Origin of the sequence: Streptomyces sp. 796.1 (assembly GCF_047525675.1) — a bacterium.
Classification (GTDB): domain Bacteria; phylum Actinomycetota; class Actinomycetes; order Streptomycetales; family Streptomycetaceae; genus Streptomyces.
On the sequence record NZ_JBLIWA010000016.1, the window covers coordinates 25,110 to 40,286 of the forward strand.

A 15,177-nucleotide genomic window follows, 5' to 3' on the forward strand; every position below is an offset into this window, starting at 1 on the left:
CCGCCCCGCCGACAGTCGTACTGGCAGGGTGTCCCCTGGACCCGGAGCGCCCCGCCCACGGGCCCGTACCCACGCAGCCGGACCCCCGGCTCGGCTCGACCTTCAGGTGATGTGATGCAACAAGAGCGTGATCCCAGTGCGCCAGCGGACGCGGCCGTGCCGAGCCGCCCCGCCGCCGACCTGCCGCCGGCCGTACACGTGCTCCTGGTCGAGGACGACGAGGCGATCCGCAGGTCCGTGGGGATGGCACTGGAGCGCTACGGCTACCGGGTGTCCCTGGCGCCCGACGGCCTGACCGGCCTGGAGATGTTCCGGGCAGCGCAGCACGACCTGCTGCTCCTCGACATCATGCTGCCGCACCTGGACGGCATCGGGCTGTGCCACCGGATTCGCGAAACCAGCCAGACGCCCATCCTGATGATGTCGGCCCGTAGCGACGCCCTGGACGTGGTGGCGGGGTTGGAGGCGGGAGCCGACGACTACGTCGTCAAGCCCGTCGACACCAACGTCCTGGTGGCACGCATCCGCACCCTGCTCCGCCGGGCCACCTTCACCGCCCCGCCCGCGACCGACGACCGGCCGGGCGACGCCGATGGCCTGCTCACCTTCCGCAACCTGAGCATCGACACCCGTGGCCTGGAGGTCCGCGTCGACGGCCAGCCGCTCGCCCTCGCCCCGACCGAACTGCGGCTGCTCCTGGAGTTCGCCGCCGCGCCGGGCATCGCCCTGCAACGGCAGACGCTGTTGCGCAAGGTGTGGGACTACGGGTGGGACGGCGACATCCGGGTGGTCGACCTGGCGGTGCAGCGGCTACGCAAGAAGATCGGCGCCGAGCACATCGAGACCATCCGTGGCTTCGGCTACAAGTTCCGGCGCTGAGATGCCACGCAGCAAGCCACCCACATCCCCTGCCCGCGCCACATCCGCCGCCCGCACCACACCCGACGAGGGCCCCGGACACACCCTGCGGCGCCTGGTCAACTGGCGGTCCCTGCGGTGGAAGGTCGCCGCCGGGGGAGCGGCAGCGGCCTGTGCCATGGCCCTCGGCATCGGGCTCCTGGTCCACCGGACCACCGAGGAGCGGGACATGAACATCGGCCGCGGCCGTGCGATCGAGGCACTGGCGAAGGCCGAAGCCGTATTCCGCGGCGAGCAACCCGTACCCTCCTCGCCCGCGGAGCGCCCCGTCTACCTGACCGGCGACGACGTGCCGGACCCGCTGCTGGAGCGCATCGGCTCGCGCCCCACGTCCCGCCCCGTGACCTGGTACGACATCCGAAAGCCGCTGCAAGGACCGCAGATGTGGGCGGCGGGCCGGGTGGACGGCACGGCCCTGGCCGTCCACGTGGACGTGTCCAGCGACTGGCGCAGCCGACAGGCGCTGGACCGGCACATGCGGTACGCGGCCCTGGCCACGCTCGCCGTCGTCGTCCCCCTCACGGTCCTCGCTGCCGAACTCGTACTGCGGCGGTTGCGCCGCGTCGCCGGGACGGCCCGGCGGATCAAGCACGGCGATCTCGACGCCAGGACCAAGAGCCGCGGCCACGACGAGATCAGCGACATCTCCGGTGCGGTCGACCTGATGGCCGACGCGCTCCAGGACAGGCTGCGCACCGAACAGCGCTTCACCGCGGACGTCGCCCACGAACTCCGCACCCCGCTCACCGGCCTCGTCACCGCCACCTCCCTGCTGCCCGAGAGCGAGGCCACCGACCTGGTACGCGACCGGGTGCGGGTGCTGCGATCCCTGGTGGACGACCTGCTGGAGATCTCCCGCCTGGACGCGGGAGCCGAAGAAGCCGACGCCCAACCGGTGCCGCTCGGCGAGTTGGTGGCGGAATCCGTACAGCGCACGGGCCTGGAGACGGACCTTTCGGTGATCGGTCACCCGGTCGTCGAAACCGACCCCCGCCGGCTCGACCGCATCGTCACCAACCTGATCCTCAACGCCCACCGCCACGGCACGGCGCCCGTTGCGGTCCTGGTCGAGGGCGCGACCATCGTCGTGCGCGACCACGGCCCCGGTTTCCCACACGAGGTCCTCGACCACGGCCCGCAACGCTTTCGCACCGGAGCCGCCGAACGCGGCCAAGGCCACGGCCTCGGCCTCACCATCGCCCTCGGGCAGGCCCACGTCATCGGCGCCCGCCTCACCCTGACGAACGCCGACGCGCCGCCCGGCGCCGTCGCCACGCTCGAACTGCCCCGCTGAGTTGCCCGACACCGCCACGGCCGGGTTGGCCGCCGGGTCTCGCTGCCGTGCGCGGACCGGTCGGGGCCGCCGCGCGTCCCCGGGCCCGGCTCACCCCCCTCCGCGCCGGCGCGGGTGGGCGGCCGGCCCGGACGGGGGAGGCACGGCCGCCGGGCGGAGCATCTGTCCGGCCGCCAGCTCGCGGTAGGTGGGGCTGCGGGTGAGCAGATCCTCGTGCCGCCCGCAGTCGGCAACGCGGCCGTCGTCCAGCACGACGATCTGGTCGGCGTGCTGGACGGTGGAGAGGCGGTGGGCGATCACCAGCACGGTGCATTCCCGGGCGATGTCGGTCATGACCGTCGTCAGGGCGGTTTCGTTGACCGCGTCGAGGTGGGAGGTGGGTTCGTCGAGCAGGAGGAGGCCGGGGCGGGCGAGCAGGGCGCGCGCCAGGGCCACCCGCTGGCGCTCGCCCGCCGACAGGGTGCCCCCGCGCTCGCCGAGCATCCCGTGCAGACCACCTGGTAGTCGTCGTACGACCCCTTCCAACTGGGCCAGTTCGATGACGCCGCGCACCTCGGACTCGGTGGCGCCGGGCGCGGCGTAGGCGAGGTTGTCCCACAGCGTGCCGTGGACCACGTAGGTGTTCTGGTCGACGACGGCGATGCGCTCCCGACAAGCGGCGCGGCTCAGTGCGGTGGCGGGCCTCCCGTCGAACACCAACTGCCCGGAGTCCGGCTCGTAGAACCTGGCGACCAGGGCGAAGACCGTGCTCTTGCCGGCTCCCGACCGGCCGACCAAGGCCGTCTGGCGCAGGCGGGGAACGCTGAAGGTCACACCCTTCAGCACCGGCCGGTCCGGGTCGTAACCGAAGCTGAGGTCCCGCAGCGCGAGGGCGGGTTGCTCGTACGAGGGGGCCGGCCGGGCCCGATCGCGGGCGTGGGCCGCTGGCGTGGGCCGGCGTGGCGGCGGCTCTGCCGGCAGCCCGAGCGCGTACTCGATGCGCTGGTAGGCGCCCATGCCGCGCTGGATGAGGCCGACCGCGCGGAAGACCGACGACAGGGGCAGCACCAGGTACGAGGCGTACAGCAGGAAGGCGACCAGGTCCCCGAGGGTGTGGGCGTCTCCATTCACCCGCAGGCCGCCGATGACCAGGACGATCAGGAAGGAACCCTGGACGGCGAGTTCGACCGCCGGGCTCATGAAGGACGCGAGCTTCGCCGTCCGTACGCCCGCGCCGTACGCCGCTTCGACGCGCTCCCCGATGCGCGCCGCCTCCCGTGCCTCCGCGCGGTGGACCCGCACCATGGGCAGCGCGCCGAGGGCGCGCTCCAGGTCGGCGGCGATCGCGCCGACGGAGGTTTGCATCCGCTCGGACGCGGCGCGAATGCCCCTGAGCAGCGAGGCGACGACGACGGCGGCGATCACCACGGTCAGGGCCACCAGGAGCAGCAGCAGCGGATCGATCCACAGCATCAGAGCGACCGCGCCGAGCGCCACGAGCGTCCCGGTCACGAGGTCGACCAGGGCCTGGGAGACGACCTCCCGCAGCAGGGTGGTGTCAGCGGTGACCCGGGAGATCAGGTCGCCGCTGCGATGCCGGTCGTACTCCGCCATCTCCAGCCGCAACAGCCGCGCCACCAGGCTGTGTCGCAGCGCCCGCACAACGCCTTCGCCCATCCGCTCCAGCACGAACCGGCCCACCGCGCCCGTCACCGCCTCGGCGACGAACAGCACGGCCAGCACGAGCAGCAGCGGCCACACGGGCTGGCCACGGCCGCTGGCATCCACGGTGTGCTTGGCGACGAGCGGCTGCGCCAGGCCGAGTGCGGAGCCGGCCAGCGCAAGGGCGCAGGCGACGACGACGGCGGCCCGGTGGCCGCTGGTCAGCCGGTATATCGTGGCCACCGCGGCCCGGGTGGAGCGGTCCCGCTCGGCAGCGGGCTGCGCCCGGTCCGCGGTGCCGGTCATCGTGCCGGTCGATCCACGGGGGCCACGGTCATCAGCCGGGTGAAGTAGTCATCGGGCACACCCTCGCCCACCGGGCTCCCCGCCACCTCGATCCAGGCGTGCGCCGTGAACGGTGGCACCACCCGCACCCCCGTGCACCAGGTCGGCCAGGTCCCCGAGAGGCGACACAGCAACGCGGCCCCCAAGGAGCGCGGCAGACAACCCTTCGGCCCGGCGCACCGCAGGCTCACCGCGCACATCGCGTCCCGGGCGCTCTGGGCCTGCGCGCCGGTGGCGGGCCGGGCCCCGCGTCGGACGAGGCCGAGCGCGCTGCGGAGCCGACGGGGCGGCAGCAGGGCCAGCAGGCGCGCGGGGACCAGGACCAGACGGGCGGCCAACCGCCGGCCGAAGGGCACGTCGGCGGGGCGCTCCAACGCGCTGGGCGTCGTCACGGGGCCAGCCCCGACGCGCGCAACTCCTGGACGAGGGCGGCGACGTCCTGTTCCGCCCGGTCGGGGTCGATGTCGAACTCGGCGGTGACCGCGGCAACCGCGTCCGCTTCGTCGCCGCCCGCCACCAACGACTTGACCACCAGGGCGCCGGTCGGGTTCAACTCCCAGTACGTGCCGGCCCGTTCGTCCAGGAGGACCGTGCCGTACTCGGTCTCCGCGAGGGAGACGTCGGGCCCGAACTTCCATGCCATGCCTGTGACCCTTTCTGCCGTGCACTGCTGTGCTTGCCGTGCTTGCCGTGCACCGATGTCAAGCGGAGGCGGGTGTCGTGGCCTTGGCGGCCCGGCCGAGGCCGCGCAGCCACACTTCGGCGGCGATGGTCGAATAGAGGACGGCGTCGTGCAGTTCGGGGGTGGCCGGGCGCTCGGCGAGCCGCCGCAGCACGGCACCGTCGACCAGCCCCAACTGCTCCAGCCGCGAGTCCTCCCACAGCGCCAGCAGGTCCGCGCGGTGCTCGCGCAGTCCGTTGACGGCGTCCATCGAGGCCGCGGCCTTGTTGGTGCGCCGCAGGCACGCGGCGGGCACGACGCCGTTCATGGCGGCGGTCAGGACGGGCTTGTACGCCCAGGGTGTGACGCGCTCGCTCGGGCGGACCGCCAGGCACGCCTCGATGACGCGGTCGTCGAGGAACGGCGAGGCCATCGGCACGCCAGCCCCCGCCGCCATCCGGTCCCACTGGCGGATGATCCGCGTGCAGGAGCGGATCTGCTCCAGGTCGGCGTGGAGGCCGCGGTCCCGGTGGTGCGGGACGGCGCTGGCGGCGGCCTCCCGCAGCGCCCGCCGCGCCGCCCGCTCGGCGTCGGGGGAGACCCAGTCGAAGAGGCGAGGGGGCATGCCCCAGCCGAGGCTGGTGCTGACGGTGGCGGGCAGCGGACCACGCAGCCGACCGCCGCAGTCGGCCAGCCACTTCCCGTACGACCGGGAGTCCGCCAGCGCGCGCACCGTGCCGCCCAGCGGCCACTGCCACAGGGCCCGGAAGCCGCGCACCTGGCGAACGGCGAACAGCGGCCGGGTGCGCAGCAGCCGGTGGTAGTACGCCTCGGAGCACCAAGCCACGTGGTCGCCGCCGATCCCCGTCAGGTGCAGCCGGCTGCCGCGCTCGGCCAGGCCAGGCAGGTGGTGCAGGACCCGGGAACGGTCCATGACCCCGATGGACGGCTCGTCCAACAGGTCGTCGATGCCCAGCAGATCGGTGTAGACCAGCGGGGAGGCATCGGCGTCCCAGACGACGTGCTCGACCTCAGGCAGCAGGTGGGCGGCCTGCTCGGCCCAGTGCAGATCGGTGTCCGCGGGATCGCGCCCGGGCCAGGTGCTGGCCACCACCCGGGCGGGGGAGCGCGCGGCCAAGAAGGTGATCGACGTGGAATCCAGCCCGCCGGACAGGTCACAACTGACCACGCCGCCCTGTCGGGTGCGGGCGTCGACCGCGGTGGTCAGCGCTTCGCGGACGAGCGGTGCGGAGTCGGCGAGCGTGCGCACCGGTTCGGGCGGGCTCCACCAGCGAGAGTGGCGGGCCGTACGGCCGTCCGGCGCGAGGACGAGCGCGTCCTGCGGCGACACGGAACTGACGCTGCGCCACATCGACGCCTCGGCGAGCGGATGGGGGACCGGCCACAGCAGCCGCACGGCGACCTGTTCCTCGTCCGGGTCGTGGCCCAGCGCGGTGGCGAGCATGTCGGCGCGGGTGGCGGCGACCGTGACGCCACCGATGTCGGCGTGGAAGACGAGCCGGAGCCCGGATGCCGTGCCCTGCACCCGGAGCCGCCCGTCGAGCGTGGCGACGAGGTGGAAGCTGCCGGGCAGGGTACGAGCCAGGGCGTCGAGTTCGGCGAGGTCACGTAGCCGCCCGGCACGGCGCTCCAGGTCCGCGGCGTCGATCGGGCAGCAGCCGATCACGGCGATGGCGACCCGCCCGGCGCGGGCCGCGACCAGGTCCCGGGCGTTCCACTGCCCCACGAGCCAGGGCCGGCCCGAGGCGTGCCGCAGGATGCGCGTCCAGGCACGCGAGAAGGGGCGGGCCACGGCGGCTGCATCCGCCCGGTCGGAGAAGACCGCGAAGTGTGCGTCGCCGGGGCCCGCCCCCGCACTCTCGTGCAATCCAGTCATGACGTCAGGTCAGTACTGGTGGTGATCAGTTCTTGCTCAGCAGGAAGCGGTCGTTACCGGACCTCTGGAGAAAGCCGGTCTTCTTCCGGAACGTTCCGAGCCGAACCAACGTCGGCGCCTCGTAAGCCTTCTTCATGGCTACTCCTCGGTGTGGGGGTCGTACGCCGCCTCGCTGTCCGGCCGGAAACCGGAAATCCGGCCCCCCGCCATCCCGCGCGAGTCCGTCGAGGACCCGCAACGACGAAGCGGTCGCACTGAAATACCTACCTGCACGTGGGAATAGGCGGCAAGGCCGAAAAGGAAAGTCGTATTTTATGCGAGTTAGGGAACGTGGAGATCGCCATGGAGGCTCGGCGGTTGATCGAGAGCGAAACGTCCGGTGTTTATCTCCGCGAATTCCGAAAAAGCACTGCTCCCTGCGCGGAAAGATATCCAAACCACGAATCGAAGGACGGCCATCCCATTGCCTCTACGGAGCCGCCGGGGCGCACGTGCGCAGGCCGTTCGTGCTTCTTCCGGCGGGAGCCCGTGCCTGTACCGGACCGCCTCGGGTGCGGCCTGTTCTGTTCCCCGGGCCACTCACCCACCGACCCGCCGAGCGGTGCCGAGGCGCCGGCTCCGCGGGAAACGGGGGGCGGGGGAAATCCATCAGCATCGCGTGATCACGCTCAAGCCGCGACTCACGACGGTGAACGCGGTCCGCATCAACCTACTCGACCTCGAAAACGCCGCGCCTTACACGGTGAACGCCTCGACAGTCATTCGGTCCCCTCGGCAGAGCGAACGCGCAAGCCCTCATTGCGAGAGAGCCAAACAGTCCGCCAGTAGCGAATCAGCGCCCGAACCGCCCCTGGGAGCGAAAACGAAGCCCGGGACGGCGGCGAGAAGGTGAGGGGCGGGATGGGTGGCAGCCGGGCAACATCCGCTGGCGCGTAGGTCAGGGCATGGCTGCCCGCCGGGCCTTGCCAGTCGATCGGTTCCGATATATCGTTGACGTATCGCGATCGATCAACGATGCGACGTTGCTGATCGTCGCGGCAAGGAAGTGATCGCTGCACACGACAGAAGGAGTACGACCATGAGGTACGGACACGGGCGTGGCCACTGTGGGCCCGGATGGAGTGGCGGGGGCGAGGGTGAGGAGCGTCGGGCTGCCTTCGGGGCGTTCGGGCCGCCTTTTGGGGGGCCGCCGTTCGGGGGGCGGGGGCGTGGTGGGCCGCGGGGAAGGGCTCGGCGTGGTGACGTACGGGCGTCGATCCTGGCGCTGCTGCGCGACCGGCCGATGCACGGGTACGAGATGATCCAGGAAATCGGCGAACGCAGTGGTGGGGCCTGGCGCCCCAGCCCGGGCTCCGTCTATCCGACCCTCCAACTGCTGGAGGACGAGGGGCTGATCAGTAGCGTCAGCGAAGGCGGCAAGAAGCTGTTCACGCTGACCGACGAGGGGCGTGCCGAAGCCGAGGCGGGGTCGCAGGCGCCGTGGGAGGAAGCGGGACGCGGCGTCGACTGGGAGACCGCCCAGGAGATCAGGCAGGCGGGCGTCGGCGTGATGGAGGCGCTGGCCCAGGTGTGGAAGACGGGCACCAAGGAGCAGCGGGCCAAGGCGCTGGCTGTCATCGGTGAGACCCGTAAGAAGCTGTACCTGATCCTCGCCGAGGAAGACTGACGCACCGCCACGGACGGCTGATGCGGACGGGCGGCGCCCGTCCGTACGGCGGTGGGTGTGTCGGATGGTGGCCCCGGCGCGTGCCGGCCCACGTCCGGAAGGCGTACCGGAAAGGGCCTCGGGCAGGGTGCCGGAAGGGGCCCCCGGCGGCGGTCCGGTAGCAGGCGCGCTGGGGGCGGGTAGGAAATCGGGGTGGATCTCCTCCGTAGGAAGGAGGCGGTGGCGTCGGGTGCCCAACCAGCGTTGGATGGTCAAATGCTTCCCTGCGGGGATGCTTCGGGCCACTGGGGCTGATGTGGTGAGAGGGTGCAAAGTCGTATCCCCCTTCCTGGCCAGGCAGGACCGGCCGTACCGAACGGCCCGGGTGGGCCCGGCGGTCGTTTTGGCACGGCCGGCCCGGGTGATGCCCATGCCACGGGCGCCGATCAGCCGCCGACCGTCCTGAGCGACGAGTTGGCCTCGGTGATCGCCGCCGCGCGCCGGCGCGCACACCGCGATGACGATCGACAAGTCGACACCGCGCACGTCTTACACGCCGTACTGGAGTCGGACCCCGACGTGGCGGCCCACTTCGACGGCGGCCGGACCCAAGTCGCGCGGGTGCTCAGCTATCTGGCGCAGCGCACCATCGGGTACGGCATGAGCTGGCACGGCACCGTGGAGGATTCCGGGGCCGTGCCAGTGGTGCGTCAGGGGCCGGCCCACTGGTCGCCCGCCGTCGAGGCAGCCGTGGTGCGGGCGAACGGCCGCGCCACGGTCCGCGGGGCCGCACTCGCGCAGGGCTTCGACCTCTTCGTCGCGCTGACCGACGACCGCGAGTGCCGGGCCGTCGAGGTCCTGCACGGCGCGGGCGTGGACCTGGAGAGCCTGGCCCTGCGGCTGGCCACGGAGACCGCGCGCCGCGCCAACAAGGCCGCCAGGAGTGACGTGGAGAACGGTCCTGACACAGTCTGAGCCGGCTGCCATGATGTGCCGATGCGCGCGTCGTCGACGAAGAACACCGGCCTCGGGCTCGCCCTGGCCTCGGCCCTGACCTTCGGCAGCTCCGGCGTGGGTGCCAAGCCGCTCATCGAAGCCGGACTCGACCCGCTCCACGTCACCTGGCTGCGTGCGGCGGGCGCGGCCGTACTGCTCCTGCCCATCGCCTGGCGTCACCGGCTGCTGCTGGTCCGACGGCCGGCCCTGCTCGCCGGGTTCGGGCTGCTGGCTGTCGCCGGCGTGCAAGCCTGCTACTTCGCCGCCATCTCCCGCATCCCCGTGGGTGTCGCGCTGCTCATCGAATACCTGGGGCCGGCGCTGCTGCTCGGCTGGGTGCGGTTCGTCCAGCGGCGCCCGGTGAGCCGTGCCGCCGCGATCGGCGTCGTGCTGGCCGTCGGCGGTCTGGCCTCCGTGGTCGAATTGTGGGCCGGGCTCACCTTCGATGCCGTTGGGCTGCTGCTCGGCCTCGGCGCCGCCTGCTGCCAGGTCGGCTACTTCCTCCTCGCCGACCAGGGCGCCGACGACGCGGAACCCGCCGACCCGCTGGGTGTGGTCGCCTTCGGGATGGTGGTCGGCACGCTCGTCCTCACCGTCATCGCCCGCCCTTGGGGCATGGACTGGGCCGTGCTCGCAGGCCGCGCCGAGATGGCGGGGGCGCACCTGCCGGCGGGGCTGCTGCTGGCATGGGTGGTCCTGGTGGCGACGGTGACCGCCTACGTCACCGGCGTACTCGCGGTACGGCACCTCTCCCCGCAGGTCGCCGGCGTCGTCGCGTTCCTCGAAGCCGTTGTCGCGACCGTACTCGCCTGGGTCCTGTTGGCCGAGGAGTTGGGCGCGCCACAGGTGATCGGCGGGTGTGTCGTCCTGGTCGGGGCGTTCATCGCGCAGACCGCCGCGCCGCGCCGTACCCCGCAGGTGACGGTAGCCGGCTCGCCGTCCGGCACCCACGACCGCGCCGGTCACTTTGACGCACCGGTCGCCGGCGGCCACCGCGGTACGGGCCCGGGGCGGCGGGGCGAGGAGACGGGGGCCGGAGCAGGGGCCGGGACGGAGTTGTCCGGCGATTCCCCCACCGCTTAGTGTGATGAACGTGCCGATGACTGTTCTCCCGCCTCCTGCCCGCTAGGGCGGGCGGCTCCCACCGGAAGATCCGCGTTCGAGGCAAGCCCTCGGACTGGTTGACGCTGCCCGCAGACGGATGACGCAACCGACCACAGCCGATCCGAGCTGTCTTCCGTGGGAGAACCCTTCGTGCTCACCCCCGTGCACTCCGCGCTGCCCGTAGGCCGCGGACTCGCCTATGTCACCTTCGCCGCCACCACCTGGGGCACCGCAGGAGCGGCGGCCTCGTTGCTCTTCGAGACCAGCGGGCTCGGCCCGCTCGCGCTGACCTTCTGGCGCACCCTGGGCGGCCTCGCCCTGATGCTTCCGATACTGCTGCTGCGCCGGCGCCGGCCGGTCACCCGCCCGGCGCGGCCCCGCTCCTCGCGTCGCGACCGTACGCTCCGCATCGTCGTCACCGGCCTGGGGCTGACCGTCTTCCAGGCCGCCTACTTCCAGGCCGTCGACGCCACCGGGCTCGCGGTGGCCACCGTCGTCACCCTGGGGGCGGCGCCCGTCATGGTCGCCCTGGCCGGGCGGGTCGCCGTCGGCGAACACCTGGGCCGGGGCGGCGCGTTCGCCGTCGTCGGGGCGTTGGCCGGACTGAGCGTGCTGGTCTTCGGCAGCGAGGGCACCGGCGAGGTCCGGCCGGCCGGTGTCGGGCTCGCCCTGCTCTCGGCCGCCGGCTACGCCACCATCACCGTCTACACCCGCTACCTCGGCCGGGGTGGCGACGTCGTGGACCCCTACCTCACGACGGTCACCTCGTTCGCGGTGTGCACCGGCTGCCTGTTGCCGTTCGCGCTCGCCGAGGGGATGCTGCCGCGGGCCGAGCAGTGGGGGCAGACGCTGGGGCTGCTCCTCTACATCGCCTCCGTACCGACGGCGCTCGCGTACGGCCTGTACTTCACCGGGCTCGCCGTCGTACGCGCCACCACGGTCTCGGTGCTCACGCTGATCGAACCGGTCACCGCCGCGGCCATCGCCGTGGCGCTCCTGGACGAACGCCTGACGGTGGCGACCCTGGTCGGTACGGCCATGCTGCTGTGCGCCGTGGCGGCGCTCGCCCTCGCGGAGACGCGCGCCAACCCCGGCGCCGGGGGGTGATGCGGCTCGGCTGACGGGCCGGTCTGCTGGTTCCGCGGGGCCAGCAGACCGGCCGGGCGCCCTCGCGCCGGTCGGCGGACCTGGTCGGCACACGCTTCAGCCGGCGGGCCCGGTCGGCACGCCCTTCGACCGGGCGGACCTGGTCGGCACGCCCTTCGGTCGCCGACCGGCCGCGCGGCAGGGGAGCTGCGGGGGTGCTGCGGCGGTGGCCCGGACGTCAGCGGTTGGTGACGTAGTCGGGGACCGGTACGTCGGCGGCGAGGTCGCCCGACGGTTCCGGTATGCCGAAACCGGACGTCACGGGGAGGACGCCGGCCCAGTGCGGCAGTCCCAGGTCCTCCGGCTCGTCGTTCGGGCCGCCCACCCGCCACTTCGCCGACGCCTCCGCGAGGTCGATGCGGAGCACGGCGGTGGCGGCCAACTCCTTGGCGTTCGCGGGGCGGCAGTCGGCGGCACGGCCGGGCACCACGTGGTTGACCAGGGCATCGAGGGCGGCGGTGCGCTCGGCCGGGTCGGTGACCTGCTGGGCCACGCCGTGCACCACGACCGAGCGGTAGTTGATGGAGTGGTGGAAGGCCGAACGGGCCAGTACCACGCCGTCCACGTGCGTCACCGTCACGCACACGGCGAGCCCCGGCTGTGCCGGCTCGGCTGCTTCGTCCGCCCCGGGGGACCCGTGCCCCGCGGAATCCGCCCCGCCCCCTGCGGCCATCCGCAGCGGGCGTGAACCGGTGGAACCATGGACGTAGAGGCGCTCGCCCACGCGCGCGTAGAGCGTGGGCAGGACGACCGGCGCCCCGTCGCGTACGAAGCCCAGGTGGCAGACGAAGGACTGGTCGAGCAGCGAGTGCACCAACGCGCGGTCGTAGCCGGCCCGGTCGCGGTCCCGGGAGGTCACGGTCCGGTCCGTCGGACCGTACGCAGCGGCGGGGGCGTCCGTGGTGGCAGCCTGGGCAGGGCGCGGCGTGGCAGCGTGGGCGCCAGCGGTGGCGGCGGATTCGGCGGCAGCCATTGCCTTCTCCTTTGTATTAGTGCATACTCGGCATTGTGCTAGGAGAGTATCGGATCGAAGGCCGGCGTGCCGTGGAAATTGCCGCCAGCGTGGAGAGGGCCGTCGGCTCGGGAGGGCTGGCGCCCGGTGAACTGCTGCCGCCCATGCGGGAGTTGGCGGTCGAGCTCGGCGTCAATCCGAATACGGTGGCGGCGGCCTATCGCTCGCTGCGCGACCGCGGCGTCATCGAGACGGCCGGGCGGCGGGGCAGCCGAGTGCGCCCCCGACCGGCGACCACCTCGCGTGAGGCGATCGGCGTCGACGTGCCCGAGGGCGTGCGCGACCTGGCGACGGGCAATCCGGACCCCGCCCTGCTGCCCTCGTTCCGCGCCGCGCTGGCGGCGGTGAGCGTGCAGTACGAGCACCAGTCGATGTTCTACGGCGCTCCGCTGGTGTCGGCACCACTGGCCCGGTTGGCGCAGGCGCAGCTCGCCGCCGACGGGGTGCCGAAGGGGCCGATCACCGTCGTCTCCGGAGCGCTCGACGGCGTCGAGCGGGTGCTCGCCGCACATCTGCGCCCGGGGGACGTGGTGGCGGTCGAAGACCCCGGTTGGGGTGGTCTGCTCGACCTGATCCCGGCGCTCGGCCTGCGGCCGGAGCCGGTGGCGCTGGACGACGAAGGTCCGCTGCCCGCGGAGGTGGAGCGGGCGGTGCGGCGCGGGGCCAGGGCCCTGGTGGTGACCAGCCGTGCGCAGAACCCGACGGGGGCGGCGGTGAGCGCCGACCGCTGCCGCGAACTGCGCACTCTGCTCGCCGAAAGCCCCGAGCTGCTGCTGATCGAGGACGACCACGGACACGGCATCGTCGACCTGCCGCTCCATGCGCTCGCGGGGGCGACCGACCGCTGGGTGCTGGTCCGCTCCACGGCCAAGGCGTACGGGCCTGACCTGCGGTTGGCCGTGCTCACCGGGGACCCGACCACGGTGGACCGGGTGGGCGGACGGCTGCGGCTCGGGCCCGGTTGGGTCAGCCACCTGTTGCAGGACACCGTGCGCCACCTCTGGGAGACGGAGGCGGTGCGCCCGGAGCGGGTCGCGGCTTCCTACGCCGAGCGGCGCGACGCACTCAGAGCCGCACTGGCCGAGCAGGGGATCGAGGCGTTCGGGCGCAGTGGCATGAACGTCTGGGTGCCGGTCCCCGACGAGACCGTTGCGGTCTCCCGGTTGCAGCGCGCCGGCTGGGCCGTCGCCCCCGGGGCCCGCTTCCGCATGGCCTCACCGCCCGGTATCCGACTGACCGTGTCGGGCATCGGGGTCGAAGAGGTCGATGCGGTCGCGGACGCCGTCGCTGCCTCCGTCCGTCCGGCGTCGCCGGGGCGTTACGGCTGACGGAGCGCCGGCGCGGGCTGTCGCGCGGCGGCCGGCTTGCGGGGGCCGCGCTGGGTGAGGGCGGCCCCCGCGAGGACGATGAGCGCGCCGACCGGGGTGTTCCACGTCAGGCCCTCGCCCAGGACCAGCACGCCGGCCGCCGTCGCGACGACCGGGATGAAGTAGGTGACGAGCGTCGCCGTCGTGGGCCCGATCTCCGCGACCAGCCCGTACTGCACGACGAAGGCGAGCCCGGTCCCCAGGGTGCCCAGGGCCAGGACGGACAGCAGGGGGAGTACGGGCAGCCCGTCGGGGGTGGCGGCGAAGAAGGGGGCGACCAGGCCGAGCTGCACCGTACCGAGCAGCAACTGGCCACCGGCCATGGAGATGTTCGAGTGCGGGGCGTCCGCCAGGGTGCGCCGTACGTAGATCCAGCCGACCGCGTAGCTGAACGAGGCGACCAGCGCCATCGCGGTGCCGGCCGGGTCCTGGCCGGAGAAGCCCTGCCAGGCGCCGAGCACGATGAGGACGCCGATGAACCCCAGCCCGAGCCCGGCCAGGCGGCGCCGGGTGGGGCGGTCCTCGGACAGCGCGACGAGGGAGAGCGTCATGCCCCAGAGCGGAGTGGTGGCGTTGCAGATGCCCGCCAGGGTGGACGAGATGTGCAGTTCCGAATAGGCGAAGAGGGTGAACGGGAAGGCGTTGAGCAGGAAGGACGCCACCACGAGATGGCCCCACAGGCGGGCCCCGCGCGGCAGCCGGTCGCGCTTGACGACCAGCACCGCCAGCAGGACGAGCGTGCCGAACAGCAGCCGACCGAAGGTGACGTAGAGCGGGGCGAAGCCGTCCGTGCCGACCTTGATGAACAGGAAGCTGAACCCCCAGATCAGGGACAGCGCGGCGAATCGCACGCGCCAGTCGAAGAGCCGGCGCCACCGGCGGCCGGTCGCCGTCGTCTCCTCGCCCTTGGCCGCGGAGGCGGAGCCGGTCTCGTTGCCGCTGGTGAGGCCAGCGCCGGTGGCCGGTGTCCCGCCGGCCGTCGCGGCAGCGGTCGCGGCCTCAGGCGGCGGTATGACCTGGGTGGGGCGGGGGTGCGGTGAAGTGGACGTGGCGAGCGGGGGGCCCGGGGTGGCTCGCGGGGCGGGGGGTGTGCGCATGGGTATCACCATGGCCGGCCCGATGGATTAGGACAATCGAGTTTTTGTGGTGGT

Annotated in this window: 14 protein-coding genes; 7 read left to right on the forward strand and 7 right to left on the reverse strand. The window is 72.8% G+C overall.

Annotated features, from left to right (window positions below; genetic code table 11):
- The first annotated feature begins 114 nt into the window (after nucleotides 1-114).
- Nucleotides 115-879, forward strand: a complete 765-nt coding sequence (gene cseB, locus ACMA1D_RS12995) for a two-component system response regulator CseB (RefSeq protein WP_414724076.1) — start codon at nucleotides 115-117, stop codon at nucleotides 877-879.
- Nucleotide 880: 1 nt separating this feature from the next.
- The gene (locus ACMA1D_RS13000) at nucleotides 881-2,212 is read left to right on the forward strand and encodes a histidine kinase dimerization/phospho-acceptor domain-containing protein (protein WP_414724077.1); all 1,332 of its coding nucleotides are present in this window, start codon (nucleotides 881-883) and stop codon (nucleotides 2,210-2,212) included.
- 90 nt (nucleotides 2,213-2,302) lie between these two features.
- Here ACMA1D_RS13000 and ACMA1D_RS13005 read toward each other — a convergent pair whose 3' ends face one another.
- The 5 genes from ACMA1D_RS13005 to ACMA1D_RS13025 are packed head-to-tail and all read right to left on the reverse strand — an operon-like array spanning nucleotide 2,303 to nucleotide 6,892.
- Nucleotides 2,303-4,159, reverse strand: a complete 1,857-nt coding sequence (locus tag ACMA1D_RS13005; protein ID WP_414724078.1) for an ABC transporter ATP-binding protein — start codon at nucleotides 4,157-4,159, stop codon at nucleotides 2,303-2,305.
- Nucleotides 4,156-4,590, reverse strand: a complete 435-nt coding sequence (locus ACMA1D_RS13010; RefSeq protein ID WP_414724079.1) for a lasso peptide biosynthesis B2 protein — start codon at nucleotides 4,588-4,590, stop codon at nucleotides 4,156-4,158. The genes ACMA1D_RS13005 and ACMA1D_RS13010 overlap by 4 nt, the downstream gene beginning before the upstream one ends.
- Nucleotides 4,587-4,841, reverse strand: coding sequence for a lasso peptide biosynthesis PqqD family chaperone (locus ACMA1D_RS13015; RefSeq protein WP_414724080.1), 255 nt, complete (start codon nucleotides 4,839-4,841; stop codon nucleotides 4,587-4,589). Before ACMA1D_RS13015 ends, ACMA1D_RS13010 begins: the two co-directional genes overlap by 4 nt.
- A gap of 58 nt (nucleotides 4,842-4,899) precedes the next feature.
- Nucleotides 4,900-6,756 carry a lasso peptide isopeptide bond-forming cyclase gene (locus ACMA1D_RS13020; protein WP_414724081.1) on the reverse strand — a complete coding sequence of 619 codons (1,857 nt, stop codon included), beginning with the start codon at nucleotides 6,754-6,756 and terminating at the stop codon, nucleotides 4,900-4,902.
- A gap of 25 nt (nucleotides 6,757-6,781) precedes the next feature.
- Nucleotides 6,782-6,892, reverse strand: a complete 111-nt coding sequence (locus ACMA1D_RS13025) for a keywimysin-related RiPP (protein WP_414724082.1) — start codon at nucleotides 6,890-6,892, stop codon at nucleotides 6,782-6,784.
- 942 nt (nucleotides 6,893-7,834) lie between these two features.
- On the opposite strand from ACMA1D_RS13025, the gene ACMA1D_RS13030 reads away from it, so the two are divergent.
- From ACMA1D_RS13030 to ACMA1D_RS13045, 4 genes are all read left to right on the forward strand, one after another.
- The gene (locus ACMA1D_RS13030) at nucleotides 7,835-8,422 is read left to right on the forward strand and encodes a PadR family transcriptional regulator (RefSeq protein ID WP_414724083.1); all 588 of its coding nucleotides are present in this window, start codon (nucleotides 7,835-7,837) and stop codon (nucleotides 8,420-8,422) included.
- 306 nt (nucleotides 8,423-8,728) lie between these two features.
- Nucleotides 8,729-9,376 carry a Clp protease N-terminal domain-containing protein gene (locus ACMA1D_RS13035; protein ID WP_414724084.1) on the forward strand — a complete coding sequence of 216 codons (648 nt, stop codon included), beginning with the start codon at nucleotides 8,729-8,731 and terminating at the stop codon, nucleotides 9,374-9,376.
- Nucleotides 9,377-9,397: 21 nt separating this feature from the next.
- Nucleotides 9,398-10,480, forward strand: coding sequence for an EamA family transporter (locus tag ACMA1D_RS13040; RefSeq protein ID WP_414724085.1), 1,083 nt, complete (start codon nucleotides 9,398-9,400; stop codon nucleotides 10,478-10,480).
- Nucleotides 10,481-10,636: 156 nt separating this feature from the next.
- Nucleotides 10,637-11,608, forward strand: a complete 972-nt coding sequence (locus tag ACMA1D_RS13045; RefSeq protein ID WP_414724086.1) for a DMT family transporter — start codon at nucleotides 10,637-10,639, stop codon at nucleotides 11,606-11,608.
- A gap of 217 nt (nucleotides 11,609-11,825) precedes the next feature.
- Here ACMA1D_RS13045 and ACMA1D_RS13050 read toward each other — a convergent pair whose 3' ends face one another.
- Nucleotides 11,826-12,620 (reverse strand): pyridoxamine 5'-phosphate oxidase family protein, encoded by a 795-nt coding sequence (locus ACMA1D_RS13050; RefSeq protein WP_414724087.1) that lies wholly within the window; start codon nucleotides 12,618-12,620, stop codon nucleotides 11,826-11,828.
- A gap of 35 nt (nucleotides 12,621-12,655) precedes the next feature.
- Here ACMA1D_RS13050 and ACMA1D_RS13055 point away from each other — a divergent pair, with 35 nt between their 5' ends.
- The gene (locus ACMA1D_RS13055) at nucleotides 12,656-13,987 is read left to right on the forward strand and encodes an aminotransferase class I/II-fold pyridoxal phosphate-dependent enzyme (RefSeq protein WP_414724088.1); all 1,332 of its coding nucleotides are present in this window, start codon (nucleotides 12,656-12,658) and stop codon (nucleotides 13,985-13,987) included.
- On the opposite strand, the gene ACMA1D_RS13060 is transcribed toward ACMA1D_RS13055, so the two are convergent.
- Complete coding sequence (locus ACMA1D_RS13060) at nucleotides 13,978-15,123, reverse strand: DMT family transporter (RefSeq protein ID WP_414724089.1); 1,146 nt, start codon at nucleotides 15,121-15,123, stop codon at nucleotides 13,978-13,980. The two genes, ACMA1D_RS13055 and ACMA1D_RS13060, sit on opposite strands and share 10 nt — an antisense overlap.
- Between the last annotated feature and the right edge of the window lie 54 nt (nucleotides 15,124-15,177).